Raw genomic sequence first — 26,453 nt, 5'->3', positions numbered from 1 at the left:
GCTGGCATCCGCCAGCCCGGCAGCAGAGGATCGGGTTTTACAGGGTTCTGCTGGTCGCCAGCGCCATTAAACGCGGATAAAAAATAAAAAACAGCGCTTCCAGCTGATCATAATGTTCGGTGAAATCATGGTAGGAGTCGCGCAGTGCCGCCAGGCGTGGACGGCGGCTGGCCATGCCGTGCAGCACCCGCTCAAGCCGTGCAGGCTGGGCATAATGCTCAAACCAGCGCTCACGCCACATCACAGCATTGAGTTCCTGAAATTCAGTGGGGGTATCTGGCAGTTGCGGCAGGATTTCGCGCTCGGCGGCGGCAGAAAACTGCACCAGCGTCTGCTCGGGTGTGAAACGCTGCCAGTGACGCGCCAAAAAATGGTCCCAGATGACATCCAGTGTGATGGGTGCCACGCGATACGTTTCCGCACGGAACAGCTGACGGGCGCTGCGCACTTCCGGCAGCCCATCGGTCATCACATCCAGACGACGATGCATCAGAATGCCGTCTGCAACAGGTGCAGACCAGTGCTGGTGCGGGTTGCCACGCACAAAGTCGGCCATTAAATTGCCGAGTAAGGAGCTGTTGGCCAGCTTAGCCAGATGGAGATGCGCAAGAAAGTTCATGCCGCATTATAGGCTGAACTGCCTTAGCGCAGCCAGTTGTTCAGAATTGGTCGTTTTTCCGCTAAACTGTGCCGCCTGTTTTTGCCTGAGAAAGAACATTTCAATGCGTGTCGCTGATTTTGCTTTTGAACTGCCCGAATCCCTGATTGCTCACTATCCCCAGGCGCAGCGCAGTGGCTGTCGCCTGCTGTCGCTCGATGGCCCCAGCGGGGCCTTGTCGCACGGTGTTTTCACCGACGTGCTGGATAAGCTGAATCCAGGCGATCTGCTGGTGTTCAACAACACCCGCGTGATTCCGGCGCGCGTCTTTGGCCGTAAAGCCAGCGGTGGCAAAATCGAAATGCTGGTAGAGCGGATGCTCGACGATAAGCGCGTACTGGCACATGTGCGCGCCTCGAAAGCACCAAAGCCGGGCGCAGAACTGCTTCTGGGTGAAGATGAGAGCGTGAAAGCGACGATGGTGGCACGCCACGATGCGCTATTTGAGATTGTCTTTGATGATGAGCGCGCGGTGCTCGATATTCTCAACAGCGTCGGCCATATGCCGCTGCCGCCCTATATTGACCGTCCGGATGAAGAGGCGGATCGCGAGCTTTATCAGACGGTTTACAGCGCCCGTCCGGGTGCTGTCGCGGCCCCGACCGCCGGTCTGCATTTCGATGAACCGCTGCTGCAGGCGCTGAAAGAGAAGGGCGTTGAAATGGCGTTTGTGACGCTGCATGTTGGGGCGGGGACTTTCCAGCCGGTGCGTGTCGAGACCATCGAAGAGCATCACATGCACGCAGAATATGCCGAAGTGCCGCAGGAGGTTGTTGACGCGGTGCTGGCCTGTAAAGCGCGCGGCAATAAGGTGGTCGCCGTCGGCACCACCTCCGTCCGTTCGCTGGAGAGCGCCGCCAAAGCGAGTCAGGATGCTCTGATTGCGCCGTTCTTCGATGATACCCAGATTTTCATCTATCCGGGCTATGAGTATCAGGTGATTGATGCGCTGATCACCAACTTCCATTTGCCCGAATCGACGCTGATTATGCTGGTCTCGGCGTTTGCCGGTTATCAGCACACCATGGCGGCGTATCACGCAGCCGTGGCTGAGCAATATCGTTTCTTCAGTTATGGTGACGCGATGTTTATCAGCAAAAATCCGCAGGCGCCGCTGGAAAAAGTGGGCGACTGATTTATTAACCGATAGCCGGAACCGCCTTAATAGCGTGAAGGTTGTATACATTGGACTGTTTCTCCAATGGGGGCTTTGTGAAATTTGAACTTGATACTACAGACGGGCGCGCACGCCGTGGCCGTCTGATTTTTGATCGCGGTGTGGTGGAAACCCCTGCGTTTATGCCTGTCGGCACCTATGGCACCGTGAAAGGCATGACGCCGGAAGAAGTGCAGGAGACTGGCGCACAGATCATTCTGGGCAATACCTTCCACCTCTGGCTGCGTCCGGGCCAGGAGATCATGAAACTGCATGGCGATCTGCATGATTTTATGCAGTGGAAAGGGCCGATTCTGACCGACTCCGGCGGCTTCCAGGTCTTCAGCCTGGGTGACATCCGCAAAATCACCGAAGCGGGCGTTCACTTCCGTAACCCGATCAATGGCGACCCGATCTTCCTCGATCCGGAAAAATCGATGGAGATTCAGTATGATCTCGGTTCCGACATCGTCATGATCTTCGATGAATGTACGCCCTATCCGGCGGACTGGGACTATGCCAAACGCTCCATGGAGATGTCGCTGCGCTGGGCGCGACGCAGCCGTGATCGTTTCGACAGCCTGGGGAATAAAAATGCGTTGTTTGGCATTATCCAGGGCTCGGTTTACGAAGATTTACGAGATGTCTCGGTGAAAGGTCTGGTAGAGATTGGCTTTGATGGGTACGCTGTGGGCGGCCTGGCGGTGGGTGAGCCCAAGCAGGACATGCACCGTATTCTTGAGCACGTCTGTCCGCAGCTTCCGCAGGATAAACCACGTTATCTGATGGGTGTCGGCAAGCCAGAAGATCTGGTTGAAGGCGTCCGTCGCGGTGTCGATATGTTTGACTGCGTGATGCCTACCCGTAATGCCCGAAATGGTCACCTGTTTGTGACTGAGGGTGTGGTGAAAATCCGCAACGCCCGATACAAAGATGACACTGCGCCGCTAGATGCGGAGTGTGATTGTTACACCTGTCGCAATTATAGCCGCGCCTACTTGTATCATCTCGACCGTTGTAACGAAATACTGGGCGCGCGTCTGAACACTATCCACAATTTGCGCTATTACCAGCGTCTGATGGCAGGTTTACGCCAGGCCATTGAAGAGGGTAAATTAGAACACTTTGTAACTGAGTTTTACCAACGGACGGGCAAAGAAGTTCCGCCATTAACGTCTGATAATTCATCAATGAGGGAAATTTAATGAGCTTATTCATTTCTGACGCCGTGGCTGCAGCTGGCGCACCGTCTCAGGGAAGTCCGTATTCTCTGGTGATCATGCTGGTGGTGTTTGGTCTGATTTTCTACTTCATGATCCTGCGTCCGCAGCAGAAACGTGCGAAAGAGCACAAGAAGCTGATGGATTCCATCTCTAAGGGTGATGAAGTGCTGACCAGCGGTGGCCTGGTAGGCCGCGTAACGAAAGTCTCTGACACGGGATACGTCGCTATCGCGCTGAATGACACCAATGAAGTCGTCGTTAAACGTGATTTCGTCGCTGCCGTGCTGCCTAAAGGCACTATCAAGGCGCTGTAATTCTTTCTTCCCTAAGGGAACTGCCGTGTTAAATCGTTATCCTTTGTGGAAGTATGTGATGCTGGTCGTCGTGATTCTCGTCGGCCTGCTCTATGCGCTTCCCAACCTGTATGGTGAGGATCCGGCCGTTCAAATCACTGGTGCGCGCGGAAGCGCCGCCAGTGAGCAGACGTTGGATCAAATTCAGTCCGCATTAAAACAAGACAATATCCAGAGCAAATCTGTTGCGCTGGAAAATGGTGCGATTACCGCGCGCTTCAACAATACGGATGTGCAGTTACGCGCCCGTGAAGCCATCATGAAAGCGCTGGGTGAGAACTACGTTGTCGCGCTGAACCTTGCGCCAGCCACGCCGCGCTGGCTGAGCATGCTGTCAGCAGAGCCGATGAAACTCGGTCTCGACCTGCGTGGTGGTGTGCACTTCCTGATGGAAGTGGACATGGACACCGCGCTCAGCAAGCTGCAGGAGCAGAATGCTGACACGCTGCGTAACGATCTGCGCACCAAAAATATCCCTTATACCACCGTCAACAAAATCGCGAACTACGGCGTGGAAATTCGTTTCCGTGACGCTGCCAGTCGTGATGCGGCGATCTCCTGGCTCTCCTCGCGTCATCAGGATCTGGTGATCAACAGCAGCGGCAGCGATGCGCTGCGTGCCACCATGAGCGATGCCCGTCTCAGCGAAGCGCGTGAATATGCGGTTCAGCAGAACATTACGATTCTGCGTAACCGTGTAAACCAGCTTGGCGTGGCGGAACCACTGGTTCAGCGTCAGGGCTCCGATCGCATCGTGGTTGAGCTGCCGGGTATTCAGGATACGGCGCGTGCCAAAGAGATTCTGGGCGCAACCGCGACGCTGGAATTCCGTCTGGTGAACACCAGCGTAGATCCTACTGCGGCGGCCAGTGGCCGTGTTCCGGGTGACTCAGAAGTTAAAGACATGCGTGATGGCCAGCCGGTCGTGCTCTACAAGCGGGTGATCCTGACCGGTGACCACATCACCGACTCGACGTCCAGCATGGATGAGTACAACCAGCCACAGGTGAACATTTCACTTGATAGCGCAGGCGGTAACATCATGTCCAACTTCACCAAGGACAACATCGGCAAGCCGATGGCGACCCTGTTTGTGGAGTATAAGGACAGCGGTAAAAAAGATGCTAACGGCCGTTCAATTCTGGTGAAACAGGAAGAGGTGATTAACGTCGCTAATATCCAGTCTCGCCTGGGGAACAGCTTCCGCATCACCGGTATCAACAACCCGAACGAAGCGCGTCAGCTGTCGCTGCTGCTGCGTGCCGGTGCGTTGATTGCGCCCATCCAGATTGTGGAAGAGCGTACGATCGGGCCGACCATGGGTCAGCAAAACATTACTCAGGGTCTGGAAGCCTGCCTGTGGGGTCTGCTCGCCTCGATCCTCTTTATGGTGGTGTTCTACAAGAAGTTTGGTCTGATTGCGACGAGTGCGCTGCTGGTTAACCTGGTGCTGATTGTCGGCGTCATGTCCCTGCTGCCTGGTGCGACCCTGACCATGCCGGGTATTGCCGGTATCGTGTTAACACTGGCGGTAGCAGTCGATGCTAACGTACTGATTAACGAACGTATTAAAGAAGAGCTGCGTAACGGGCGCTCGGTTCAGCAGGCAATTCATGAGGGCTACAAAGGCGCCTTCTCCAGTATTGTCGATGCGAACGTGACCACCCTGATCAAAGTTATCATTCTTTACGCGGTCGGCACCGGTTCGATCAAAGGCTTTGCTATTACCACCGCAATTGGTATCGCGACCTCAATGTTCACCGCGATTATCGGTACCCGTGCCATTGTTAACCTGGTTTACGGTGGCAAACGCATCAACAAGCTGTCTATCTGAGGAGTGCGTTGTGGCACAGGAATATAACATTGAGCAGTTAAACCACGGGCGTAAAGTCGTCGACTTTATGCGCTGGGATAAGCTGGCCTTCATCATTTCAGGACTGCTGATTCTTGCCGCGATTGCGATCGTGGGTGTGCGTGGTTTTAACTGGGGCCTCGATTTCACCGGTGGTACGGTGATTGAGATCGCGCTGGAAAAACCGGCCGACCTTGAAGTCCTGCGTGGTGATCTGGTGAAAGCGGGCTTTGACGAGCCGCTGGTGCAGAACTTTGGCAGCAGCCGTGACGTCATGGTGCGTATGGCACCGGTGACCGGCCCGGCGGGTACTGAGTTAGGCAATAAAGTGGTGTCGGTGATTAACCAGACTACCCAGCAAAACGCGACCGTTAAGCGCATTGAGTTCGTTGGCCCGAGTGTGGGTAGCGACCTGGCGCAGGCGGGTGCGATGGCGCTGCTGTCTGCACTGATTGCGATTCTGATCTATATCGGTTTCCGCTTTGAGTGGCGTCTGGCGCTGGGTACCGTGCTGGCGCTGGCGCATGACGTGATCATCACCTGCGGCCTGCTGGCGCTGTTCCGCATTGAAATCGACCTGACAATTGTTGCCTCGCTGATGTCGGTGATTGGCTACTCGCTTAACGATAAAATTGTGGTCTCTGACCGTATTCGTGAAAACTTCCGTAAGATCCGTCGCGGCAGCTCTTACGATATTACGAACGTGTCACTGACACAGACGTTAAGCCGTACCCTGATTACCTCGCTGACGACGCTGGCGATGATCCTCATCCTGTTCGTGTTTGGTGGTGCGTTGCTGAAAGGCTTCTCACTGACCATGCTGATTGGTGTGACGATTGGTACGATTTCATCCATTTATGTCTCTTCGGCGCTGGCGCTGAAGCTGGGCATGAAGCGTGAACATATGATGGTGCAGAAAGTCGAGAAAGAGGGCGCCGATCAGCCTTCTATCCTGCCTTAATCACGCGTCAGAAATAAAAACGGGCAGCCAACAGGCTGCCCGTTTTTTTTGCACCGCGGCTATGGGTTAGCGGGTGCGGCAGGGGAAGTCTGAGTCGGCGCATCCCCGGTTACGTTGTGCACGCGGACATAACCCAATTGCTCCGGTGTCAGGCCACTGAGCCGCAGCGGGATGCTGGTCGAATGCTGGGGCAGCAACGAGGCCGGCACCGTGACGGTCTGGCTCAGACTGTCGCTGTTCAGAGGTTTACCGGTCGCCGGGTCGAGCTCACCCCAGATCACCGTCGCATGCAGGGCGGGCAGAGGGCGGTCGTCCATTGAACGCACAGTCAGGGTTGCCCGCGAGCCGCTGGCTTCAGCGGTCACAGGCGACAGCGTCAGTCGCAGTGTGCCGAGCTGGGTTTGCAGAGCCACTGGCGTTTTCGCCTGCGGCACCAGCCATGCGCCTTGTTGCAACTGACTGTTAAGCTGTCCCTGGATTTCCAGTGCACTGGCCTGCGTGGTCAGGTGCTGCATCTGCTGATTTAGCTGACTCACTTCCTGATGCAGCTCTCTGACCTGCGGATTGCCTGCCGTGGTGCTGCAGCCGCTCAGCGTTACCAGAGAGAGCGCCACCGGAATCCAAACCATCCTGCTCATAAGTTATCCTTGTCCGTTATTTTGGAATACGTAAAACCTGGCCAGGATAGATCTTATCAGGATGCGAGAGCATTGGCTTATTCGCTTCGAAAATCTTGTTATATTCGTTAGCGTTGCCGTAAACCTGTTTGGAAATCGCGCTCAGCGTATCGCCTTTTTTCACGGTGTACAGCTCTGACTCGACTGCGGTATCTGTCACGGTCACCTTGTCTTCAACTTTCGTAATGCCTGCAACGTTACCTGCAGCAATCAGAATCTTTTCTTTCAGCTCCTGGGACAGGCCATCACCGGTCACGGTCACGGTGTCGCCATTGACCTTGACGTCGACCTTGTCGCTGTCAGGCAAGCCGAGCTTGTTAATGTGATCCTGCAGCTTTTTATTCTGGTCATCTCCGCCGTTTACCGCGTCCCAGAGTTTTTCTCCGGCTTCTTTCACAAAGTTAAACAGACCCATACAACCTCCAGAGTGTTAGTGGAAAATTTTACTTGCAGCTCTTAAAGCGTAGTCCCTTTTGCCGCAGACGAAATTTAGCCGCGTTTATCCTGCGATGAGAAGCCCGGTAAAGGCACGGAAGAGATTTTGTTGATTCGCAGTTCGCGCTACACTGTCAGACCCATCACTCTCGCGTCAGGAAACGTCATGCATTGCCCATTCTGCTCCGCTGTGGACACCAAAGTGATTGATTCTCGTCTGGTTAGTGAAGGCTCTTCGGTGCGTCGCCGCCGCCAGTGCCTGGTGTGTCATGAACGCTTCACCACCTTTGAGGTGGCGGAACTGGTGATGCCACGCGTGGTGAAGAGCAATGATGTGCGCGAGCCTTTTAATGAAGACAAAATGGCCAGCGGGATGATGAAAGCGCTTGAGAAACGTCCGGTGAGTGCCGATGCGGTTGAAAGCGCTGTGAACCATATTAAAACGCAGTTGCGTGCGACTGGCGAACGTGAGATCCCCAGTAAACTGATTGGCAATCTGGTGATGGATGAGCTGAAGAAGCTCGATAAAGTGGCCTATATTCGCTTCGCCTCAGTTTACCGCAGCTTTGAAGATATTCGTGATTTTGGCGAAGAGATCGCCCGGTTACAGGATTAAACCATGGATGAACTTTACATGGCGCGCGCGCTGGAACTGGCGCGACGCGGTCGTTTTACGACCATGCCGAACCCCAATGTCGGCTGCGTGATTGTGCGCGATGGCGAAGTAGCAGGCGAGGGCTGGCATCAGCGTGCCGGTGAACCGCATGCCGAAGTTCACGCCCTGCGCATGGCGGGCGAAAAAGCCCGTGGTGCAACCGCCTATGTCACGCTGGAGCCCTGCAGCCATCATGGTCGCACACCGCCCTGTTGTGATGCGCTGATTGCTGCTGGCATTAGCCGTGTTGTGGCTGCGATGCAGGACCCCAATCCGCAGGTCGCAGGACGCGGGCTGCACCGTCTGCATCAGTCAGGCATTGCGGTCAGCCACGGCCTGATGATGCCGGAAGCGGAAGCGCTGAATCGCGGCTTCCTCAAGCGGATGCGCACCGGCTTTCCCTGGATTCAGCTCAAGCTGGGCGCGTCACTGGATGGCCGCACGGCAATGGCCAGCGGTGAAAGCCAGTGGATAACGTCGGCTGCGGCCCGCCGGGATGTCCAGCGTCTGCGTGCGCAAAGCGCCGCCATCCTCAGCAGCAGCGCTACGGTGCTGGCGGACGATCCCTCGCTGACGGTGCGCTGGTCTGAACTTGATCCGGAGAGCCAGTCACTGCTTGATGAACAGCAACTGCGTCAGCCGGTGCGGGTGATTGTTGACAGTCAGAATCGCGTCACGCCGCAACATCGGCTCATTTCTCAGCCGGGCGAAACCTGGCTGATGCGTCATCAGCCGGATCAACAGCACTGGCCCGCTGAGGTGACGCAGATTGCCGTACCGCTGCGCGAACAGCAGCTGGATCTGGTGGCGATGATGATGCTGCTGGGACAGAAACAGATTAACAGCGTCTGGGTTGAAGCGGGTGCCTCACTGGCCGGGGCGCTGTTGCAGGCCGGGCTGGTCGATGAACTGATTGTTTATCTGGCACCTAAGCTGTTGGGTCATGAAGGACGTGGCCTGTGTCAGCTGCCGGGGCTCAGCTCGCTCGCTGACGCGCCTGCCTTCCGTTTCAGCGACGTCCGGCAGGTCGGTGACGATTTACGCCTGACCCTGACACCCCAATAACACGGTCGGAAAAGCGAGAGCACGCCGCCCAAGAGTATGATAGAATCCGCCCCCCTGCGCGGGGCTAACCAAACCCCTGAAAGGATAAGTATGAAAGTTATCGAAGCTGCTGTTGCAACGCCTGAGGCCAATGTTGCCATCGTTATTGCGCGTTTTAACAACTTCATTAATGACAGCCTGCTGGATGGCGCAGTTGATGCCCTGAAACGTATCGGCCAGGTCAAAGATGACAATATCACCGTAGTCTGGGTGCCAGGTGCCTACGAACTGCCTCTGGCAGCCCGTGCGCTGGCTAACTCCGGCAAATATGATGCGATTATCGCACTCGGCACCGTCATTCGTGGAGGCACTGCCCACTTCGAATATGTGGCGGGTGAAGCCAGCTCCGGTATCGCCAGCGTTGCCATGAACAGCGAGATTCCTGTCGCGTTTGGCGTGCTGACCACGGAAAGCATCGAGCAGGCCATTGAGCGTGCCGGCACCAAAGCGGGTAACAAAGGTGCTGAAGCGGCTCTGACTGCGCTCGAAATGATCAACGTATTGAAAGCCATTAAAGCCTGATTTTTGTAAGGGGAATTTTGTGAAACCTGCTGCTCGTCGTCGCGCCCGTGAGTGCGCTGTTCAGGCGCTTTACTCCTGGCAGTTGTCGAATAACGACATTGCCGATGTGGAATACCAGTTTCTGGCGGAACAGGACGTCAAAGACGTCGACATTACCTACTTCCGCGAACTGCTGTCCGGTGTGGCGACCAACAGTGCGTATCTGGATGGACTGATGAAGCCCTATCTGTCGCGTCAGCTCGAAGAGCTGGGCCAGGTAGAAAAAGCTATCCTGCGCATCTCGCTGTATGAGCTGAGCAAACGTAACGATGTGCCTTATAAAGTGGCCATCAACGAAGGGATTGAGCTGGCGAAAGTCTTCGGTGCCGAAGACAGTCATAAATTTGTTAACGGCGTGCTGGATAAAGCCGGTCCACAAATTCGACCCACTCGCAAATAAACAAAAAGGCCGGCTTGCCGGCCTTTTTTCATTAAGGGTTAAGCGGAACGCAATTATGTCTTGTGGTGAATTTGAACTCATCGCACGCTACTTCAACCGCAGAACACGCAGCCGCCGTGATGTCGAACTCGGCATCGGTGACGATTGTGCGTTACTTAGCGTGCCGGAAAAACAGACGCTGGCGATCAGCACCGATACCCTGGTCGCGGGTGTGCACTTCTTACGGGATATTCATCCTGCCGATCTGGGTTACAAAGCCCTGGCTGTGAATCTCAGCGACCTTGCTGCTATGGGCGCCGATCCCGCCTGGCTGACGCTGGCCTTAACGTTGCCGCAGGTCGATGAAAGCTGGCTCTCGGCCTTTAGTGAAAGCCTGTTTGAACTGCTGGAATATTACGATATGCAGCTGGTGGGTGGCGACACTACACGTGGCCCGCTGAGTCTGACGCTGGCGATTCACGGTCTGTTGCCGCAGGGCCGCGCCCTGAAACGATCCGGCGCGAAGCCGGGCGACTGGATCTTCGTGACCGGTACGCTGGGTGACAGCGCGGCGGGTCTGGCGTTGCTGCAGCATCACTGTCGCATCAGCGATCCGGCAGTGCATGAAGCGCTGATTAAACGTCATCTGCGTCCGATGCCGCGCATTCTGCAGGGTCAGGCACTGCGTTCGCTGGCTTCCTCTGCGGTGGATATTTCCGACGGTCTGATTTCCGATCTCGGCCATGTGCTGAAAGCCAGCGGCTGCGGCGCGCGGCTTAACCTAGATGCGTTGCCGCTGTCGGCGGCCCTGCGCGACCACTTCGAGCCTGAGCAGGTACTGCGCTGGGCGCTGAGTGGCGGCGAAGACTATGAACTCTGCTTCACTGTGCCAGAGGTTAATCGCGGCGCGCTGGATGTGGCGCTGGGGCATCTGGGCGTGCCTTATACCTGCATCGGACAAATAGCACCGGAGTCGGAAGGCTTGACGCTGCTGGATAATGGCAAGCCCGCCACCTTCCGTCACAAAGGGTTTGATCACTTTGATGCTAAATAACGACGTGGCCAAACGTCGCCTGCGGATGAGCAATCCCTGGCATTTGCTGGCGACCGGTTTCGGCAGCGGATTAAGCCCGGTTGTGCCGGGCACCATGGGATCGCTGGCGGCCATCCCATTCTGGTGGCTGATGACTTTCCTGCCGCAGGATCTCTATTCGCTGGTGGTGCTGGTGGGTATCTGCGTCGGCGTTTATCTCTGCCATCGCACCGCCAAAGATATGGGCGTACACGATCACGGCAGTATTGTCTGGGATGAGTTTATCGGCATGTGGATTACGCTGATGGCGATTCCGGTCAACAGCTGGCAATGGGTGCTGGGGGGCTTTGTGCTGTTCCGTATTCTTGATATGTGGAAGCCATGGCCGATTCGCTGGTTTGACCGCAATGTGCATGGCGGCATGGGCATTATGGTTGATGACATTATTGCTGGCGTGATTTCCGCTGCCATGCTCTATGGAATCGGGGTCTGGCTGGCGGCTTAACCGCCATGCTAAACGCCTGATAAGAGGTGACGCCCGGGAAGGGCGTCACGTCAGGTTTACTCGAATCCTACCGCCTGATGTGGCTGATAGACCTCTTCCAGCAGGGTAATTTCCTCGTCACTCAGCGTGACATCCACCGCCTTCACCAGATCGTCAAACTGCTCAGCACGCGACGCGCCAATAATCGGTGCCGTGACGGCAGGTTTGCTCAGCAGCCAGGCCAGGGCCACCTGCGCCCGCGTTACGCCTTTACCTTCCGCCACCAGCGCCAGTCGTTCTGCAATCGCGGCATCGTTCTCTTCGGTGTTGTCATAAAGCTTTGCCATTACCTGGTCAGAGGCAGAGCGCGCGGTGTTTTCACCCCACGGGCGGGTCAGCTTGCCGCGCGCCAGCGGACTCCAGGGCAGCACGGCGATCTGCTCCTTCAGACAGAGAGGATGCATTTCCCGTTCCTCTTCGCGCTGAATCAGGTTGTACTGATCCTGCATGCTGACAAAGCGGTGCCAGCCCTGTTCAGACTGCATCTGCAACGCCTGAGCAAACTGGCTGGCGTGCATTGACGAGGCACCGATGTAGCGGGCTTTGCCAGACTGCACGACGTCATGTAGCGCTTCCAGCGTCTCCTCCAGCGGGGTGTTGTAGTCCCAGCGGTGAATCTGCAGCAGATCGACATACTCCATGCCGAGGCGCTGCAGGCTGTCATCAATGGATTGCAGGATATTCTTGCGCGACAGGCCCTGTGAAAGATTAGTCAGGGGGAAATAGACTTTGGTGGCGACAACAACCTCTTCACGGCGGGCAAAATCTTTTAGTGCCCGGCCCAGAATCTCTTCGCTGCTGCCATCAGAGTAGCTGTTAGCCGTATCGAAGAAGTTGATACCTGCATCCAGTGCCTGCTGAATCAGTGGACGGCTGCTCGCTTCTGGCAGCGTCCAGGCGTGGTTGCCGCGCGTTGGCTCGCCATAGGTCATACAACCGAGACAGAGACGAGACACCTGCAGATCGGTGCTACCGAGTTGAATCGTATTCATGGTGAAGGCTCCTGCGAAAGTGCAAAGGTTACAGCATAGCAGGATGTTGCGCTCCCTGAGGGGGAGCGCAGCGAAGGGAGGTTACTGCGCCAGCCAGCGGGCGATCTGTTGCTGAATGCCTTCCGCGTCAAGCAGATAGTCATGACGCACTTCATCCTGCGTACCCTGCGGGATAAATTCATCCGGCAGACCGATGTTCAGCACCGGAACAGCCAGACGTTTCGCCATGATAAATTCATTCACGCCACTGCCTGCACCGCCTTTGATTGCGCCTTCTTCCAGCGTAATCAGTGAGTCGTGCGTGGCAGCGAGCTCAGCAATCAGCGCTTCATCCAGCGGCTTTACAAAGCGCATATCGACCAGGGTCGCATTCAATGCTTCCGCTGTGGCGGCAGCTTCTGGCAACAGAGTGCCGAAGTTCAGAATTGCCAGCTTTTCACCCTGGCGTTTCACGACCGCTTTACCCAGCGGCAGGCTCTGCAGGGGTGCCAGCGGCGTACCGACACCGGTGCCGCGCGGATAACGCACTGCACTTGGGCCAGCCTGATAGTGATAGCCGGTGTAGAGCATCTGCCGACACTCATTCTCATCGCTTGGGGTCATGATCACCATATCCGGCACACAGCGCAGATAGGCGAGATCAAACGCGCCCTGGTGAGTCTGACCGTCCGCACCCACAATACCACCGCGATCAATGGCAAACAGGACCGGCAGTTTCTGGATGGCGACGTCATGAATCAGCTGATCATAGGCACGCTGCAGGAACGTCGAGTAGATGGCAACAATCGGTTTATAGCCGCCAATCGCCATACCCGCTGCAAAGGTCACCGCATGCTGCTCGGCGATTGCCACATCAAAATACTGTTCCGGGAACTCACGGGAGAAGGCCACCATGCCGGAGCCTTCACGCATCGCCGGGGTAATCGCCATCAGCTTCGGATCGTCGGCAGCCATTTCGCACAGCCAGTTACCAAAGATTTTGGAGTAGCTCGGCAGACCTTCCGCACTTTTTGGCAGTTCGCCAATCGCCGGGTCAAATTTAGGCACGGCGTGCCAGGCAATCGGATCTTCCTCTGCCGGCGCGTAGCCTTTGCCTTTCTTCGTCATGATATGCAGGAACTGCGGCCCTTTCAGGCTGCGCATGTTGCTCAGCGTATTGACCAGCGTCAGCACATCATGGCCGTCAACCGGGCCGATGTAGTTAAAGCCCAGCTCTTCAAACAGCGTACCCGGCACGACCATGCCTTTGAGGTGTTCTTCAGTGCGTCTTACCAGCTCTTTAATCGGCGGCAGGCTGGTCAGCACACGCTTGCTGCCTTCGCGTAGTCGTGCGTAGGTTTTACCTGACAGGATTTGCGCCAGGCGGTTATTCAGCGCACCGACGTTTTCAGAGATCGACATCTCATTGTCGTTGAGGATGACCAGCATATCCGGCTTGATATCACCGGCATGATTCATCGCTTCAAACGCCATGCCCGCCGTGATGGCGCCATCGCCGATAATACAGGCGGTGCGACGGCCCTGGCCTTCACGTTCAGCCGCCGCGGCCATGCCGAGACCGGCACTGATCGAGGTCGATGAGTGTCCGACGCTTAAGACGTCATATTCACTTTCACCGCGCCACGGAAACGGGTGCACGCCATTTTTCTGACGAATGGTGCCGATGCGATCGCGGCGACCGGTCAGAATTTTATGCGGATAAGCCTGATGACCCACGTCCCACACCAGATGGTCAAAGGGGGTGTTATAGACATAATGCAGCGCGACCGTCAGTTCGACTACGCCCAGACCCGACGCAAAATGGCCGCTGGAGCGGCTTACGCTGTCTAACAGATACTGACGCAGTTCATCACACAGCGCAGGCAACTTCTCTTTGGGCAGGGCGCGCAGCTCCTGAACCGTGTTTGCCAGCGCCAGTGTCGGGTATTTAGCAATATCAAAACTCATCAGAGACTCATTATGGAAGTTATTTGTCGCGTTCAATTATGAAGCTCGCCAGCGCCTGCAGTGCTGTAGTGTTATAAGAGTGCGCAGCGAGCAATTCTAAAGCATCAAGAGCTTCCTGATACAAATCCCGCGCTTTTGCACGGGCATTTTCAAGGCCTAACAATGAAGGATAGGTGCTTTTTCCCAGATCCTGATCGGCACCCTGGCGTTTTCCGATCACGGCCGTATCACCGACCACATCGAGAATGTCGTCCTGCACCTGAAACGCGAGACCAATAGCCTCAGCATAGCGGTCAAGCAGCGGCAGCGCTTCACGGCCCGCATCGCCTGCCGTTAAGGCACCTAAACGGACTGCTGAGCGGATCAGCGCGCCGGTTTTGTGGCGGTGGATCTGTTCAAGCTGGTCCAGATCGACAGATTTGCCTTCCGCCGCTAAATCCAGCGCCTGTCCGCCACACATCCCGGCTACGCCGCTGGCCTTAGCCAGTTCGGAGAGCATCATCAGACGGTATTCGGCACTGACACCCGGCATCGCTTCATCTGCCAGGATAGAGAAGGCCAGCGTCTGCAGGGCGTCGCCCGCCAGAATCGCCGTATCTTCGCCATATTTAATGTGACAGGTTGGCTGCCCGCGACGCAGTGCGTCATCGTCCATCGCAGGGAGATCGTCATGTATCAGAGAGTACGCATGGATGCATTCAACCGCGGCGGCGGGCGCATCCAGACTCGCCGGGTCGGCGTGGAGCATTTCACCGGTAGCGTAGACCAGAAAAGGACGCAGGCGTTTACCGCCTAATAATGCCCCATAATGCATGGCATTCACCAGAGGAGAACTCTGAAAAGGAAGTGGCTCTATAAAACGCGTCAGGGCAGCGTTCACCTGCTGCTGATAAACGTCGAGTAATCGGGCGAAATCCATTAGTCGTTTTCCGGCGTGAAAGCGGTGAGGTCGGCCTCTTTATCATCGTTCAGCAGAATACGAACCCGCTGTTCAGCCTGCTGCAGCGTCTGCTGGCCATTTCGCGCCAGCTGCACGCCGCGCTCAAATTCGTTCAGGGCTTCTTCAAGCGGCAGTTCACCACTTTCCAGACGGCTGACAATCTGCTCCAGCTGCTGCAATGACGTTTCAAAGCTGGCTGGCTGTTCGGCTTTTTTCGGCATATTTCGTGTCGACTCACGGTTGGGACATTATCTCGCAATCGGTCATGGTAGCTGAGACCCAATGATTAGCAAAATAATCAATGCGGCGGCTGATGAAGAAGCAGTCACCTGACAAAGGTGATATACTCCCGCGCCTCGGATGCGGTTGCGCCTTGCAGCCCGCAATTTTGTGATTTTACCAGCTAAGTGCCGCCTGTTTTAGCACTTATTTGCCCAACGAAGCTGTGTCGCCATGAAGTTTATCATCAAGTTATTTCCTGAAATCACCATCAAGAGTCCGTCGGTGCGTTTGCGTTTTATCAAGATTCTTGCCAGCAATATTCGCAACGTCCTGAAAACCGTCAGCGACGATATCGCCGTTGTGCGCTACTGGGATCACATTGAAGTGCGGTCAAAAAATGCAGCGCTGGCGGATATTATTCCCGATGAGCTCGCCCGCATTCCCGGTATTCATCACGTTTTAGCGGTCGAAGATCGCGAGTACACGGATATTCATCACATCTTTGAACAGACGTTAGCGCAGTATCGCGACAGTCTGGAAGGAAAGAGTTTCTGCGTGCGTGTTAAGCGTCGTGGCAAGCATAGCTTCAGTTCGCAGGATGTGGAGCGCTATGTAGGCGGCGGTCTGAACCAGCATATCGAAAGCGCCCGCGTGCAGCTTAAAAATCCGGACGTGACGGTGAATCTGGAAGTTGAAGAGAATCGTCTGACGCTGGTGACTGCGCGCTACGAAGGCCTGGGTGGCTTCCCGATTGGCACGCAGGAAGATGTGCTGTCGCTGATTTCCGGCGGTTTCGACTCCGGCGTCTCCAGCTATATGCTGCTGCGTCGCGGCAGCCGTGTGCATTACTGCTTCTTTAACCTTGGTGGAGCCGCCCATGAGATTGGCGTCCGTCAGGTTGCGCACTATCTGTGGAATCGTTTTGGTCGCTCACACCGCGTACGCTTTGTAGCGATCAATTTTGAGCCGGTCGTCGGTGAGATCCTCGAGAAAGTGGATGACGGCCAGATGGGCGTAGTGCTGAAACGCATGATGGTGCGGGCTGCCTCGACGATTGCTGAGCGCTACGGCGTACAGGCACTGGTCACCGGTGAAGCGGTAGGCCAGGTGTCGAGCCAGACGCTGACCAACCTGCGTCTGATCGATAACGCGTCGGATACGCTGATTCTGCGTCCGCTGATCTCTCATGACAAAGAGCACATTATCCGAATTGCCCGTGAAATCGGCACCGAAGATTTCGCCAGCACCATGCCGGAATATTGCGGCGTGATCTCAAAAAGCCCGACCGTGAAGGCGGTGAAAGCGAAGATTGAGGCGGAAGAGCAGAATTTCGACTTCACGATTCTCGATCGGGTTATCGAAGAAGCGACCAACGTCGATATCCGCACCATCGCTGAGCAGACAGAAGAGGAGGTGGTGGAAGTTGAGACCGTCGCCTTGCTGAGTGAGAACGATGTGGTGCTGGATATCCGATCTATCGATGAGCAGGAAGAGAAGCCTCTGACGCTAAACGCGACGGAAGTGAAATCGCTGCCGTTCTATAAACTCAGTACGCAGTTTGGCGATCTCGATCAGAATCGCACCTGGCTACTCTATTGCGATCGCGGTGTGATGAGCCGTCTTCAGGCGCTCTATCTGCATGAGCAGGGCTTTAAGAACGTTAAAGTTTACCGCCCGTAGTCACGTTTCAGAGCCAGTCAGTACCTGTTCAGGACTGACTGGCTTTCTCGTTTTAAGCCTTAGTATTTAAGCCTGATAGTCATAAATGCCGGGAGCCAGCACCAGTTGTGCGGCAACCTCGCGCGCCATCTCTTTTCCCACCAGCAGATCAATCAGCTTCAGCGCAAAATCCATTGCCGTGCCGGGTCCCTGGCTGGTCAGCAGATTAACGCGCGGATCCCAGACGACACGGCGCTCCATCCACTTATCTGCCGGAATGGTCTCTTTTAAGCCGGGGAATCCGGTCATGTTACCGACCGGGAAGAGATCGTGGGGGATCAATACGGTGCCTGCCGCTGCGCATATCGCGGCGACAATTTTCTCATTGAGATGAAACTGACGCACCGTTTCGACTAACAGCGGACTGTCACGGAAAGTCTCAGCCCCTTTAAGGCCACCAGGCAGGACGATGGCGGCGAAGTCATTGTCGGCGACTTCAACCAGTGTGACGTCAGCCAGCAGACGCACACCGCGAGAGCAGACGATCTCCCGGCTGCCATCGCTTTCGACGCTGGCGGTAACAACGTTTAGCCCGGCCCGAACCAGCAGGTCGATAGTGGTGACAGCTTCGGTTTCTTCACTGCCATGTGCCAGGCAAACCAGCACCGATGCGTTCGCGGTCATAATGGGACTCCTTGCGTTTTACAATGTCATACAGACGGGTGTTCTCCGTCAGCACCAGGCCGTGCGTCCGGGCGCGGCGCAGCAGAAAGCCGCTGATATAGTCGATTTCGGTGAGCCGTTGCGCGCGAACATCCTGCAGCATTGAAGAGGTGTTGGCCGCAGTGCTTTCAATCACGTCGAAGATGATGTCCTGAAGGCTTTCACTTGCTATGCTCTGGCCTTCGCGCTCCATGACCCAACTGATCTCTTCACACAGTTGCGCGATCTGTTCCGGATAAGCACGCAGTGCACCGTTCTGACACGCATATTCCACGCTGAGCGGGTTGATGACGCAATTGACGGCCAGTTTGCGCCAGCAGGCGGCCCGGATATTGTCATGCCAGGCAACGTCGGGCAGGGCAGGGTGCAGGATATCGGCGAGATCGCTATAAGCGGCGCTTTTACGGTTGCCGGGGCCGATATGGGTGATACCACTGGCAATGTGTTTGATGACGGTGCCATCGCGCATCGCCGCATGGGTAGTGACGCCGCGCAGCAGTGGCTGAGTCAGCCCTTTCAGCTCTTCAAGCGTCCCCATGCCGTTGTGCAGCAGCAGCACCGGGCAGTTCTTCTGCAGCACGCTCTCCAGGTTTTTCACCGCAGGCGAGACCTGCGGGGCTTTGAGCGTGACGAGCAGCAGCTGGCTTTCCGCCAGAAAGAGCGGATCATTGGCAATAAACGTGCGGTTCGATATGTTGCCTTGTGGGTCAACCACATTGGCTGAACAGTAGGGCTGTGGCACCCGCAACCATCCCTGTACCTCATGTCCCTGGCGGGCCAGTGCTGTCAGCCAGACCTGTCCCAGCGCACCGCAACCTAACACGGTAATTTTCATGCTGCCTCCCGCTGGCGGGCTATCCATCTATTATTCATTGTCACACTTTCATTATAGCGTTGTGTGCAGCCTGATTTTATTTAGCACCTTAAGACGCGTATTATGCATGTCACTTTAGCGTCAGGAGAAGAAGAGATGCCATCTTTCGATATCGTTTCAGAGGTCGATCTGCAGGAAATTCGCAATGCGGTGGAGAATGCCAACCGTGAAGTGTCTACCCGCTTCGATTTCCGCAACGTGAGCGCCGAGTTTGAGCTCAACGAAAAGAATGAAACCATCAAGATCACCAGCGAGTCTGATTTTCAGGTTAAGCAGCTGGTCGATATTTTGCGTGAGAAGTTACTGAAGCGCGGGATTGAAGGCGGCGCCTTAGAGGTGCCCGAAGAGATTGAGCATAGCGGCAAAAGCTGGGCGGTCGATGCCAAACTGAAGAAAGGCATTGAAAGCGACGTCGCGAAGAAGCTGGTGAAGCTGATTAAAGACAGCAAGCTGAAAGTGCAGACCCAGATTCAGGGTGAAGCATTGCGTGTGACCGGCAAAGCACGTGATGATTTGCAGGGCGCGATGGCGATCGTGCGCGGCAGTAATCTGGGCCAGCCGTTCCAGTTTAAAAACTTCCGCGATTAAGCGGGATTGGCTGAGTTTTCAGCATGAATGCAGTGATATAAACCCGGCTAATGCCGGGTTTTTTGTTTTCTGGCAGGAGCAGCGCTGCATCGAACCAAATTTTTGAGCCGTCTGAATAAAGGCGTGGTTTGTGACGTCAGTGGCATCGTGTGCTGGCTTGCATCTCTTTGAAGAAGTGGGTGTGAGCTGTAGGGCGTCTGTGCGATCACGCACTTACTCAGGGAGCCTGTGCCTTTCGCAAAGACGCAAAAGCGCCATCCATGGCGGCTCATCGCGGGCCATCCATGGCCCGCGATGCTTTGCTACAGGCACAGGCTCCCATCGCTATGAATTTCTGAGTTGTCTGTAAGAATGGTTATGCGGGTTGGAGGTTGCTTAGAAACTTAAATGCGGGTGAACCATTCAGCAACTCAAAAGCTTAGGAGACGAAGGGAATACGGCCAGAGGAGGAAAGCGTCCCGCGCCATGGATGGCGACATTTGCGACTTTCCGATCTGACCTTGCCCCCTGCGCCAGCTCGATCCTGAAGCGAAACGAGCTGACGTTATCACCAAACTTTTTTAAGCTAGCAACTCCCCAGCAGCGCTTCCAGTTCAGGGCGGCTGGTGACCTTACTATCAATTTTGATATACGCGCTTTTCTCTTCCGGCACGATAAACACGGAGTTAACGCCAGGCTGCGCTTTCAGGCGCTGCTCCAGATTTGGCACAGCCAGAGCCGCATCACTCAGCACGATGCGCAGGCTACTGACATAAGGCGGCTCCTGCATCGTCATGCTGACAAACAGCCAGGCCGCAGCCACCATCGCGCCAACCAGGAACACGGTCTGAGCATCGAAATGACCAAATACCCAGCCACCCATACTGCCACCAACGGCCACACCCAGGAACTGGCTGGTGGAGTAGATCCCCATCGCCGTACCTTTATAACCTGCAGGGGACTCTTTACTGATCAGTGAAGGCAGGATGGCTTCCATCAGATTGAAGGCGAAGAAGAAGAGCTGAACACCCACGACCAGCGTCCAGAAATGACCTTCCGCGCCCCACAGTACAATCTCAGCAATGACAATCATCCCGACGCAGCCGACAAACACGCGCTTCATACGACGCTTCACTTCGGCATAAATAATAAACGGCACCACGCCGGCAAAGGCGATAAGCATAGTGGAAAGATAAACTTTCCAGTGCTCGGGGGCCGGGAATCCAGCCTGCTCAAACTGTCCGGGTAACGCCACAAAGCTCGACATCAGCAGAACATGCAGGCAGAAAATACCGATATTGAGCTTTACCAGACGCGGGTTAGCCAATACTTTGCGGAAGCTGCCTTTCACCATACCCGATTCACGGTTCAGGACATGATGTGAAGCGGACGGCACCACAAGCAGGGTAATCACGATACCCAGCGACGCCAGAATCGCAATCATCCAGAACAGCGCATGCAGACCCAGCGCGTGCGTAACAATCGGGCCGACGACCATAGCAATCGCGAAGGTCACGCCAAAACTGATGCCGATAAACGCCATTGCTTTGGTGCGGTTCTGCTCACGGGTTAAATCGGATAACAGGGCCATTACGGCAGCCGCAATCGCGCCTGAACCCTGCAGCGCACGACCCAGAATAATGCCCCAGATGGAGTCGGTGCAGGCGGCGATAACGCTGCCCAGAACAAACAACAACAGTCCGCCGACAATTAACGGCTTACGGCCGATGCGGTCGGAGAGCAGACCAAAAGGAATCTGAAAGATTGCCTGGGCAAGGCCATAGATGCCAATTGCCAGACCGATTAAGGTTTCACTTGCGCCCTGTAATGCCATGCCATAAGTGGTCAGTACCGGCAGGACCATAAACATTCCCAGCATGCGCAGGGAAAAGACCGTACCGAGGCCCCATGTGGCGCGCAGCTCCACCGGAGTCATTTTATTATCGTTCATTCCAACCTCTGTTAATGTGCTGCTTTTATTCTAGGTGGCGGGGCAGGGCGGGTAAAACAATAGTTTTTAAGCAGTGGTAACAAAAAGAAAGGGCGCGATAATCGCGCCCTTTTCATGCTGTATCGGTGCCAGTTACCAGACGTAAGTCAGCAGGTCCTTTGAAGCCGGAGCCAGCGAATCTACCGACATCATCACGCTCAGCGCGGTGATGGTCACGATAGAAAAGACAAACAGCTTGCGTGCCCAGACACGGTCATCTGCGGTTTTGTAACCCGATAACGCCATGCCCAGCCACCAGACGCTGACCGCAGCAGCCACAACCAGATATTTGTAACCCGCGTAGCCACCCAGCGTCAGCATCAGCGTGGCAATCATAAACGCCAGAATATAGAGCGTAATATGATTCTTAGCCACGGAAATGCCTTTCACCACCGGCAGAACCGGGATGTTCGCTGCCTGATAATCTTTAAAGCGGAAGATAGCAATCGCGTACGAATGCGGCATCTGCCACAGGCTAAAGATCGCCAGCAGGATTAACGCACCAGCATCAAACTGGTTAGAGACTGCACAGTAGCCGATAACCGGCGGCGCAGCACCTGACAGACTGCCAATCAGCGTTCCGTAAACGGAATTACGCTTCATGTAGAGACTGTAGATACCCACGTACACCACGAAGCCCATCACCGCCAGCCACATGGCCAGCGGATTAGCACCGAAGTAGAGCAACGCAAAGCCGGCAATACCCAGCACAGTGGCATAAACCAGGCTTACTTTCGCGGAGATGAGGCCTTTTACCAGCACCCGATTCCTGGTTCTCTCCATCTTGATGTCAATGTCGCGGTCAATCACGTTGTTGAAAACACAACCCGATGCAACCACCAGTGACACGCCCACCAGGGTGATGAGAAACAGGGCGTAATCTGTGTTGCCTTTGGAAGCCAACAGAAATCCGCCGATCACAGAAATTAAATTCCCGAAAATAATTCCTGGTTTTGTAACTTGCAGGTATTGCTTAAACATTACGCGTGACTCTTTAGTGAGGCATCATGTTGTAGTTGAGGTTCCACATGATCCACAGTGAGCCCACTACGACAATCAGGATGATGATGGCCGAGAAAACAATGGCTACCATGTTCCAGCCACCCTCAGATTTGCTGTCTAAGTGCAGGAAGTAGACCAGGTGAACCAGCACCTGGATTATCGCACAAACCAGAACAACACCGAGGATAGTACCGTGAGATGCACTGCCATCCATTACCATCCAGAACGGGATGGCCGTCAGGATGATAGAGAGGATGAAGCCGATCATGTAGGACTTCACGCTACCGTGTGAAGCGCCATGTTCGTTAACAGAATGACTCATTACATGGCTCCCATCAGGTAAACAACGGTGAAGACGCAAATCCAGACCACGTCCAGGAAGTGCCAGAACAGGCTCAGACACATGATACGGGTGCGGTTAGTCGCGTTCAGGCCACGTTTAGAAACCTGGAACATCAGAACCAGCATCCAGATCAGACCGGAGGTCACGTGCAGACCGTGAGTACCGACCAGCGTAAAGAAGCCAGACAGGAAGCCACTGCGATCCGGACCAAAGCCTTCAGCAATCAGGTGATGGAATTCATAGATTTCCATCCCGATGAAGCCCAGACCGAACAGGAAGGTCAGCGCCAGCCAGCCGATAACGGCACCTTTTTGCTCCTTGTTCATGGAGATAACAGCCATGCCGTAAGTGATCGAACTCAACAGCAGCAGGGCGGTTTCTACCAGAACAAACGGCAGCTCAAAGATATCTTTACCTGCCGGGCCACCGGCAGTGTTGTTGACCATGACAGCATAGGTCGCAAACAGGGTTGCGAAGATAATGCAGTCACTCATCAGGTAGATCCAGAAGCCAAAGACTTTATTGGCTCCTGCATCGTGATGCCCATGCTCCGCATGGGCGTCGTGGTGATGTTTAAGAGTTTCAGTTGACATTATTTCAGACCTGCTTTGCTGATTTCGTCAAAGTGCTGGTTTTCAATCTTCTGAACTTCAGCAACCGGAACGTAGTAATCCACGTCTTCGTCGAAGCTCTTCACGATCCAGGTAACGATCATGCCGAGGAAGGAAAGACCAGCCATCCACCAGATATGCCAGATCAGCGCGAAGCCCATTACAGTAGCAAATGCGCAGATGACGATTGCAGCACCACTGTTTTTCGGCATATGAATCTCTTCATAAGATGCCGGCTGTTTGTACGCTTCGCCTTTCTCTTTCATTTCCCAGAAAGCATCACGCTCATGCACATGTGGGATGACAGCAAAGTTATAGAACGGTGGTGGTGAAGAGGTTGCCCACTCCAGCGTACGACCGCCCCACGGGTCACCTGTCACATCACGGTTCTGATCACGGTCACGTACTGAAACGTAGAACATGGTCAGCTGACACAGGATACCCATTGCAATCAGACCAGCACCGACCGCCGCAACCACCAGAAGAGGGTGGAACTGTGGATCGATATCCTGGCTCAGACGACGGGTCATGCCCATGAAGCCCAGTGCGTACAGCGGCATAAAGGCAACGAAGAAGCCAATGATCCAGAACCAGAATGCGCGCTTACCCCAGGTTTCGTTCAGGGTGAAGCCGAATGCTTTCGGGAACCAGTAGGTCACGCCTGCCATACAACCGAAGACCACACCACCGATGATAACGTTGTGGAAGTGAGCAATCAGGAACAGGCTGTTGTGCAGAATAAAGTCAGCGCCCGGAACGGCCAGCAGTACGCCGGTCATACCCCCTACAGAGAAGGTTACCAGGAAGCCAACGGTCCACAACATGGCAGAGTGCATCTGAATGCGGCCCTGATACATGGTGAACAGCCAGTTAAAGATTTTAACCCCGGTCGGAATCGCGATGATCATCGTCATGATACCGAAGAAGGCGTTAACGTTGGCACCTGCACCCATGGTGAAGAAGTGGTGCAACCAGACGATAAACGACAGCACGGTAATGGCGATGGTCGCCCACACCAGAGAGGTATAACCAAACAGACGTTTTTTGGAGAAGGTCGCGGTAATCTCTGCGAACACACCAAACACCGGCAGTACCAGGATATACACTTCCGGATGGCCCCATACCCAGATCAGGTTGACGTACATCATCATGTTCCCGCCCATTTCATTGGTGAAGAAATGGAAGCCGAGATAACGATCAAGGGTCAACAGCGCCAGGGTCACGGTCAGAACCGGGAACGCAGCGATGATCAGGACGTTGGTGCACAGCGCGGTCCAGGTAAAGACCGGCATTTTGAACAGGCTCATGCCCGGTGCGCGCATCTTCAGGATAGTCACGAAGAAGTTAATACCGGTTAAGGTCGTACCAATACCTGAAAGCTGAAGGCTCCAGATCCAGTAATCGACCCCGACGCCGGGACTGTACTCCGCGCCGGAAAGCGGCGGATAAGCCAGCCAGCCGGTCTGTGCGAACTCGCCCACGCCCAGCGACAGGTTAACCAGGATCACACCGACCGCAGTAAACCAGAAGCTCAGGTTGTTCAGGAACGGGAACGCGACGTCACGTGCACCAATCTGCAACGGAACGGCGATGTTCATCAGGCCAACCACGAAAGGCATCGCCACGAAGAAGATCATAATCACGCCGTGCGCGGTAAAGATCTGGTCGTAGTGGTGCGGTGGCAGAATGCCCGCTTCACCGGCCGAAGCCATAACCTGCTGGGTACGCATCATAATGGCATCAGCGAAACCACGAATCAGCATGACGAATGCCATGATGATGTACATGATACCCAGGCGTTTGTGGTCGATTGACGTCAGCCATTCAGACCACAGATATTTCCACTTACCAAAATAGGTAATCGCAGCGACCAGCGCCGCACCACCTATCAGGATAGCGGCAACCGTAACCATGATAATCGGCTCATGGTACGGCACTGCATCAAGTGTTAATTTTCCGAACATCGTATTATTCCTCGGCTCCCGCGGAAGCGGCGTGACTCATGTCCATACCTTCATGCTGTGGCATGTCCATTTTCCCGTGGCTCATCTTGAACTTGTCGATGACTTGCATGAACAATTTAGGATCAGCTGAAGAGAAATATTCCACCGGGTGATTTTCGCTTGGCACAGCCACTTTCTCGAAATCATCCATAGTAGTCAGCGTGTTAGGGGCTGCTTTAACTTTAGCCACCCACTGCTGGAATTCCGCATCGTCTTTGGTTGCAATGGCTTTAAACTTCATGCCAGAGAAACCACGACCACTGAAGTTCGCAGAGATACCGTCGAAAATTCCCGGCTCATTCGCAATCAGATGCAGTTTGGTCTGCATACCAGCCATCGCATAAATCTGGCTGCCGAGCGTTGGGATGAAGAAAGAATTCATGACGGAGTTAGACGTAATTTTGAAGTTCACCGGAGTGTTTGCCGGGAAGGCAATCTGGTTCACGGTCGCAATACCCTGCTCCGGGTAAATGAACAACCATTTCCAGTCCAGTGCAACCACATCGATCTCAACCGGTTTCACATCAGATTGCAGCGGTTTGCTGGGCTCCAGTGCGTGGGTCGATTTCCAGGTCAGCACACTGAGGAAGATAATGATCAGGATCGGAATGGTCCAGACCACGGCTTCCACTTTGTTAGAGTGTGACCAGTTAGGGCTGTACTTCGCATTCGTGTTGGATGCCCGATATTTCCAGGCAAACACCACGGCCATCAGGACTGCGGGAATCACGACGATCAACATCAGGCCAAAGGCAGTCAGTATCAGCGAACGTTGCTCCAGTGCAATCTGTCCTTTGGGATTTAACAATGCACTATCGCAGCCACTCATTAATAAAGTGCCTGCAATTAATGACAAAATCCCCAAACTTTTATTGTATTTACTGAGTCTCATTTAACGACCTCAATGACAAAGGGCTCTATTGTCGTTTAAGTGTGCGCGCATTTTACGGGAAGGTTTATGCAGTGTAAACCAGCTTAAGGATGTGTCA

Annotated in this window: 28 protein-coding genes; 13 read left to right on the top strand and 15 right to left on the bottom strand. The window is 54.8% G+C overall.

Annotated features, from left to right (window positions below; genetic code table 11):
- Nucleotides 1-37: 37 nt before the first annotated feature.
- On the bottom strand, nt 38-619 hold the full coding sequence (locus KTJ90_RS14830) for an ACP phosphodiesterase (RefSeq protein WP_105099440.1): 582 nt from the start codon (nt 617-619) through the stop codon (nt 38-40).
- Between the two features lie 103 nt (nt 620-722).
- On the opposite strand from KTJ90_RS14830, the gene queA reads away from it, so the two are divergent.
- The 5 genes from queA to secF all read left to right on the top strand — a co-directional run bounded on the left by queA (nt 723) and on the right by secF (nt 6,203).
- On the top strand, nt 723-1,793 hold the full coding sequence (queA, locus tag KTJ90_RS14825; RefSeq protein ID WP_003852507.1) for a tRNA preQ1(34) S-adenosylmethionine ribosyltransferase-isomerase QueA: 1,071 nt from the start codon (nt 723-725) through the stop codon (nt 1,791-1,793).
- A gap of 77 nt (nt 1,794-1,870) precedes the next feature.
- Nucleotides 1,871-3,019: a tRNA guanosine(34) transglycosylase Tgt gene (gene tgt, locus KTJ90_RS14820; protein ID WP_003852508.1), complete on the top strand. Its 1,149-nt coding sequence runs from the start codon at nt 1,871-1,873 to the stop codon at nt 3,017-3,019.
- Nucleotides 3,019-3,351 (top strand): preprotein translocase subunit YajC, encoded by a 333-nt coding sequence (gene yajC, locus KTJ90_RS14815; protein ID WP_003852509.1) that lies wholly within the window; start codon nt 3,019-3,021, stop codon nt 3,349-3,351. Before tgt ends, yajC begins: the two co-directional genes overlap by 1 nt.
- 25 nt (nt 3,352-3,376) lie before the next feature.
- Nucleotides 3,377-5,224 carry a preprotein translocase subunit SecD gene (gene secD, locus KTJ90_RS14810; RefSeq protein ID WP_499025193.1) on the top strand — a complete coding sequence of 616 codons (1,848 nt, stop codon included), beginning with the start codon at nt 3,377-3,379 and terminating at the stop codon, nt 5,222-5,224.
- Nucleotides 5,225-5,234: 10 nt separating this feature from the next.
- The gene (gene secF / locus KTJ90_RS14805; protein ID WP_003852511.1) at nt 5,235-6,203 is read left to right on the top strand and encodes a protein translocase subunit SecF; all 969 of its coding nucleotides are present in this window, start codon (nt 5,235-5,237) and stop codon (nt 6,201-6,203) included.
- Between the two features lie 59 nt (nt 6,204-6,262).
- Here secF and KTJ90_RS14800 read toward each other — a convergent pair whose 3' ends face one another.
- Together KTJ90_RS14800 and lysM are read right to left on the bottom strand one after the other, a co-directional pair.
- Entirely contained in the window at nt 6,263-6,841 is a 579-nt protein-coding gene (locus KTJ90_RS14800; RefSeq protein ID WP_140033646.1) for a SadB/YajI family lipoprotein, read from the bottom strand.
- A gap of 16 nt (nt 6,842-6,857) precedes the next feature.
- Nucleotides 6,858-7,295, bottom strand: a complete 438-nt coding sequence (gene lysM, locus KTJ90_RS14795; protein WP_003852513.1) for a peptidoglycan-binding protein LysM — start codon at nt 7,293-7,295, stop codon at nt 6,858-6,860.
- Nucleotides 7,296-7,481: 186 nt separating this feature from the next.
- On the opposite strand from lysM, the gene nrdR reads away from it, so the two are divergent.
- The 6 genes from nrdR to pgpA all read left to right on the top strand — a co-directional run bounded on the left by nrdR (nt 7,482) and on the right by pgpA (nt 11,552).
- The gene (nrdR, locus tag KTJ90_RS14790; protein ID WP_003852514.1) at nt 7,482-7,931 is read left to right on the top strand and encodes a transcriptional regulator NrdR; all 450 of its coding nucleotides are present in this window, start codon (nt 7,482-7,484) and stop codon (nt 7,929-7,931) included.
- A gap of 3 nt (nt 7,932-7,934) precedes the next feature.
- Complete coding sequence (gene ribD / locus KTJ90_RS14785; RefSeq protein WP_078804154.1) at nt 7,935-9,035, top strand: bifunctional diaminohydroxyphosphoribosylaminopyrimidine deaminase/5-amino-6-(5-phosphoribosylamino)uracil reductase RibD; 1,101 nt, start codon at nt 7,935-7,937, stop codon at nt 9,033-9,035.
- Between the two features lie 90 nt (nt 9,036-9,125).
- Nucleotides 9,126-9,596, top strand: a complete 471-nt coding sequence (gene ribH, locus KTJ90_RS14780) for a 6,7-dimethyl-8-ribityllumazine synthase (RefSeq protein ID WP_003852516.1) — start codon at nt 9,126-9,128, stop codon at nt 9,594-9,596.
- Between the two features lie 19 nt (nt 9,597-9,615).
- Nucleotides 9,616-10,035: a transcription antitermination factor NusB gene (nusB, locus tag KTJ90_RS14775; RefSeq protein WP_003852517.1), complete on the top strand. Its 420-nt coding sequence runs from the start codon at nt 9,616-9,618 to the stop codon at nt 10,033-10,035.
- Between the two features lie 55 nt (nt 10,036-10,090).
- Nucleotides 10,091-11,068, top strand: coding sequence for a thiamine-phosphate kinase (gene thiL, locus KTJ90_RS14770; protein WP_140916014.1), 978 nt, complete (start codon nt 10,091-10,093; stop codon nt 11,066-11,068).
- The gene (gene pgpA, locus KTJ90_RS14765) at nt 11,058-11,552 is read left to right on the top strand and encodes a phosphatidylglycerophosphatase A (protein ID WP_003852520.1); all 495 of its coding nucleotides are present in this window, start codon (nt 11,058-11,060) and stop codon (nt 11,550-11,552) included. Before thiL ends, pgpA begins: the two co-directional genes overlap by 11 nt.
- A gap of 56 nt (nt 11,553-11,608) precedes the next feature.
- On the opposite strand, the gene KTJ90_RS14760 is transcribed toward pgpA, so the two are convergent.
- The 4 genes from KTJ90_RS14760 to xseB form a co-directional block, all read right to left on the bottom strand.
- Nucleotides 11,609-12,583 (bottom strand): aldo/keto reductase, encoded by a 975-nt coding sequence (locus KTJ90_RS14760; RefSeq protein WP_078804155.1) that lies wholly within the window; start codon nt 12,581-12,583, stop codon nt 11,609-11,611.
- 81 nt (nt 12,584-12,664) lie between these two features.
- Nucleotides 12,665-14,530, bottom strand: a complete 1,866-nt coding sequence (gene dxs / locus KTJ90_RS14755) for a 1-deoxy-D-xylulose-5-phosphate synthase (protein ID WP_499025181.1) — start codon at nt 14,528-14,530, stop codon at nt 12,665-12,667.
- A 19-nt stretch (nt 14,531-14,549) separates the two neighbouring features.
- Nucleotides 14,550-15,449 (bottom strand): (2E,6E)-farnesyl diphosphate synthase, encoded by a 900-nt coding sequence (gene ispA / locus KTJ90_RS14750; RefSeq protein ID WP_003852522.1) that lies wholly within the window; start codon nt 15,447-15,449, stop codon nt 14,550-14,552.
- The gene (xseB, locus tag KTJ90_RS14745) at nt 15,449-15,691 is read right to left on the bottom strand and encodes an exodeoxyribonuclease VII small subunit (RefSeq protein ID WP_003852524.1); all 243 of its coding nucleotides are present in this window, start codon (nt 15,689-15,691) and stop codon (nt 15,449-15,451) included. The genes ispA and xseB overlap by 1 nt, the downstream gene beginning before the upstream one ends.
- Nucleotides 15,692-15,923: 232 nt before the next feature.
- On the opposite strand from xseB, the gene thiI reads away from it, so the two are divergent.
- A complete protein-coding gene (gene thiI / locus KTJ90_RS14740) occupies nt 15,924-17,372 on the top strand; it encodes a tRNA uracil 4-sulfurtransferase ThiI (protein WP_003852525.1) in 1,449 nt (482 codons plus the stop codon).
- Nucleotides 17,373-17,438: 66 nt separating this feature from the next.
- On the opposite strand, the gene yajL is transcribed toward thiI, so the two are convergent.
- Together yajL and panE are read right to left on the bottom strand one after the other, a co-directional pair.
- Complete coding sequence (yajL, locus tag KTJ90_RS14735; RefSeq protein ID WP_003852527.1) at nt 17,439-18,035, bottom strand: protein deglycase YajL; 597 nt, start codon at nt 18,033-18,035, stop codon at nt 17,439-17,441.
- Nucleotides 17,989-18,909 (bottom strand): 2-dehydropantoate 2-reductase, encoded by a 921-nt coding sequence (gene panE / locus KTJ90_RS14730; RefSeq protein ID WP_039659075.1) that lies wholly within the window; start codon nt 18,907-18,909, stop codon nt 17,989-17,991. Before panE ends, yajL begins: the two co-directional genes overlap by 47 nt.
- A 135-nt stretch (nt 18,910-19,044) precedes the next feature.
- On the opposite strand from panE, the gene KTJ90_RS14725 reads away from it, so the two are divergent.
- On the top strand, nt 19,045-19,536 hold the full coding sequence (locus tag KTJ90_RS14725; RefSeq protein WP_003852530.1) for a YajQ family cyclic di-GMP-binding protein: 492 nt from the start codon (nt 19,045-19,047) through the stop codon (nt 19,534-19,536).
- 565 nt (nt 19,537-20,101) lie between these two features.
- Here the strand turns inward: KTJ90_RS14725 and KTJ90_RS14720 are convergent.
- From KTJ90_RS14720 to cyoA, 6 genes are all read right to left on the bottom strand, one after another.
- On the bottom strand, nt 20,102-21,466 hold the full coding sequence (locus KTJ90_RS14720; protein WP_008924887.1) for an MFS transporter: 1,365 nt from the start codon (nt 21,464-21,466) through the stop codon (nt 20,102-20,104).
- Between the two features lie 132 nt (nt 21,467-21,598).
- Nucleotides 21,599-22,486 (bottom strand): heme o synthase, encoded by an 888-nt coding sequence (gene cyoE / locus KTJ90_RS14715; protein WP_008924888.1) that lies wholly within the window; start codon nt 22,484-22,486, stop codon nt 21,599-21,601.
- Between the two features lie 13 nt (nt 22,487-22,499).
- Nucleotides 22,500-22,829 carry a cytochrome o ubiquinol oxidase subunit IV gene (locus KTJ90_RS14710; RefSeq protein WP_136196568.1) on the bottom strand — a complete coding sequence of 110 codons (330 nt, stop codon included), beginning with the start codon at nt 22,827-22,829 and terminating at the stop codon, nt 22,500-22,502.
- On the bottom strand, nt 22,829-23,443 hold the full coding sequence (locus tag KTJ90_RS14705; protein ID WP_008924890.1) for a cytochrome o ubiquinol oxidase subunit III: 615 nt from the start codon (nt 23,441-23,443) through the stop codon (nt 22,829-22,831). Before KTJ90_RS14705 ends, KTJ90_RS14710 begins: the two co-directional genes overlap by 1 nt.
- Entirely contained in the window at nt 23,443-25,425 is a 1,983-nt protein-coding gene (cyoB, locus tag KTJ90_RS14700) for a cytochrome o ubiquinol oxidase subunit I (RefSeq protein WP_008924891.1), read from the bottom strand. Before cyoB ends, KTJ90_RS14705 begins: the two co-directional genes overlap by 1 nt.
- A gap of 4 nt (nt 25,426-25,429) precedes the next feature.
- Entirely contained in the window at nt 25,430-26,356 is a 927-nt protein-coding gene (gene cyoA, locus KTJ90_RS14695; protein ID WP_008924892.1) for a cytochrome o ubiquinol oxidase subunit II, read from the bottom strand.
- Nucleotides 26,357-26,453 lie beyond the last annotated feature (97 nt).

Origin of the sequence: Pantoea jilinensis, assembly GCF_019104105.1 — a bacterium.
Taxonomy (GTDB): Bacteria; Pseudomonadota; Gammaproteobacteria; order Enterobacterales; family Enterobacteriaceae; genus Pantoea; species Pantoea eucalypti.
This window is presented reverse-complemented; position numbering and strand designations above follow the sequence as displayed.

What these genes read in the sequence shown, in the direction of transcription:
- KTJ90_RS14760 (WP_078804155.1), bottom strand. Translation starts at nt 12,583, where the DNA reads ATGAATACGATTCAACTCGGTAGCACCGATCTGCAGGTGTCTCGTCTC.
- pgpA (WP_003852520.1), top strand. Translation starts at nt 11,058, where the DNA reads ATGCTAAATAACGACGTGGCCAAACGTCGCCTGCGGATGAGCAATCCC.
- ribD (WP_078804154.1), top strand. Translation starts at nt 7,935, where the DNA reads ATGGATGAACTTTACATGGCGCGCGCGCTGGAACTGGCGCGACGCGGT.
- thiI (WP_003852525.1), top strand. Translation starts at nt 15,924, where the DNA reads ATGAAGTTTATCATCAAGTTATTTCCTGAAATCACCATCAAGAGTCCG.
- yajL (WP_003852527.1), bottom strand. Translation starts at nt 18,035, where the DNA reads ATGACCGCGAACGCATCGGTGCTGGTTTGCCTGGCACATGGCAGTGAA.
- cyoB (WP_008924891.1), bottom strand. Translation starts at nt 25,425, where the DNA reads ATGTTCGGAAAATTAACACTTGATGCAGTGCCGTACCATGAGCCGATT.
- KTJ90_RS14830 (WP_105099440.1), bottom strand. Translation starts at nt 619, where the DNA reads ATGAACTTTCTTGCGCATCTCCATCTGGCTAAGCTGGCCAACAGCTCC.
- cyoA (WP_008924892.1), bottom strand. Translation starts at nt 26,356, where the DNA reads ATGAGACTCAGTAAATACAATAAAAGTTTGGGGATTTTGTCATTAATT.
- KTJ90_RS14710 (WP_136196568.1), bottom strand. Translation starts at nt 22,829, where the DNA reads ATGAGTCATTCTGTTAACGAACATGGCGCTTCACACGGTAGCGTGAAG.
- dxs (WP_499025181.1), bottom strand. Translation starts at nt 14,530, where the DNA reads ATGAGTTTTGATATTGCTAAATACCCGACACTGGCGCTGGCAAACACG.
- KTJ90_RS14800 (WP_140033646.1), bottom strand. Translation starts at nt 6,841, where the DNA reads ATGAGCAGGATGGTTTGGATTCCGGTGGCGCTCTCTCTGGTAACGCTG.
- queA (WP_003852507.1), top strand. Translation starts at nt 723, where the DNA reads ATGCGTGTCGCTGATTTTGCTTTTGAACTGCCCGAATCCCTGATTGCT.
- ribH (WP_003852516.1), top strand. Translation starts at nt 9,126, where the DNA reads ATGAAAGTTATCGAAGCTGCTGTTGCAACGCCTGAGGCCAATGTTGCC.
- panE (WP_039659075.1), bottom strand. Translation starts at nt 18,909, where the DNA reads ATGAAAATTACCGTGTTAGGTTGCGGTGCGCTGGGACAGGTCTGGCTG.
- xseB (WP_003852524.1), bottom strand. Translation starts at nt 15,691, where the DNA reads ATGCCGAAAAAAGCCGAACAGCCAGCCAGCTTTGAAACGTCATTGCAG.
- cyoE (WP_008924888.1), bottom strand. Translation starts at nt 22,486, where the DNA reads ATGTTTAAGCAATACCTGCAAGTTACAAAACCAGGAATTATTTTCGGG.
- KTJ90_RS14705 (WP_008924890.1), bottom strand. Translation starts at nt 23,443, where the DNA reads ATGTCAACTGAAACTCTTAAACATCACCACGACGCCCATGCGGAGCAT.
- KTJ90_RS14720 (WP_008924887.1), bottom strand. Translation starts at nt 21,466, where the DNA reads ATGAACGATAATAAAATGACTCCGGTGGAGCTGCGCGCCACATGGGGC.
- nrdR (WP_003852514.1), top strand. Translation starts at nt 7,482, where the DNA reads ATGCATTGCCCATTCTGCTCCGCTGTGGACACCAAAGTGATTGATTCT.
- thiL (WP_140916014.1), top strand. Translation starts at nt 10,091, where the DNA reads ATGTCTTGTGGTGAATTTGAACTCATCGCACGCTACTTCAACCGCAGA.
- KTJ90_RS14725 (WP_003852530.1), top strand. Translation starts at nt 19,045, where the DNA reads ATGCCATCTTTCGATATCGTTTCAGAGGTCGATCTGCAGGAAATTCGC.
- yajC (WP_003852509.1), top strand. Translation starts at nt 3,019, where the DNA reads ATGAGCTTATTCATTTCTGACGCCGTGGCTGCAGCTGGCGCACCGTCT.
- lysM (WP_003852513.1), bottom strand. Translation starts at nt 7,295, where the DNA reads ATGGGTCTGTTTAACTTTGTGAAAGAAGCCGGAGAAAAACTCTGGGAC.
- ispA (WP_003852522.1), bottom strand. Translation starts at nt 15,449, where the DNA reads ATGGATTTCGCCCGATTACTCGACGTTTATCAGCAGCAGGTGAACGCT.